The organism is Roseibium sp. RKSG952 (assembly GCF_009711355.1).
In genome coordinates this window covers 1-410 of sequence record NZ_SMMF01000232.1, presented here as the reverse complement: position 1 = coordinate 410, position 410 = coordinate 1, and the positions used below count along the sequence as shown (strand labels likewise).

Annotated in this window: 1 pseudogene; it reads left to right on the top strand. The window is 63.7% G+C overall.

Going from position 1 to position 410, the window contains the following annotated elements:
• A pseudogene (locus E1297_RS48810) lies at positions 1–410 on the top strand (hypothetical protein); the annotation flags it as partial.

Sequence of the window (410 nt, the reverse complement as noted above, 5' to 3'; positions counted from 1 at the left end):
CATGGCCGCTGCAGCACTCTCTGTCCGTGGTCTCGCCACGGCGCTTGTCGTCCTGCGTGGTGCGCTGATCCGCACCGGCATCGGTGCATTGATCGTCGGCGCAGGCGAGCTCGTCTACCAGTTCACCCGTCTCGTTTCCGGAGCGGGTGGTTTTGGTGAGGCCATGTCGCTCCTGAGGGATATCGCCGTCGAGGTGTGGGATCGGATCGGGATGGGCGCAGCTGCGGCCGGTGCGGCCGCCACGGCGATGTTCTTTGACCTGAAGGCCGATGCAGCATCTGCAATGCAGAGCGCCATCGTGAGCGTTGTGGCATTTGGAAACACGGCTGCCAACACGTTCGAAGGCGCTTATGAGGGGATCAAGGCAATCTGGGGCCTGTTGCCCGCCGCCATCGGCGATCTCGCGTTTC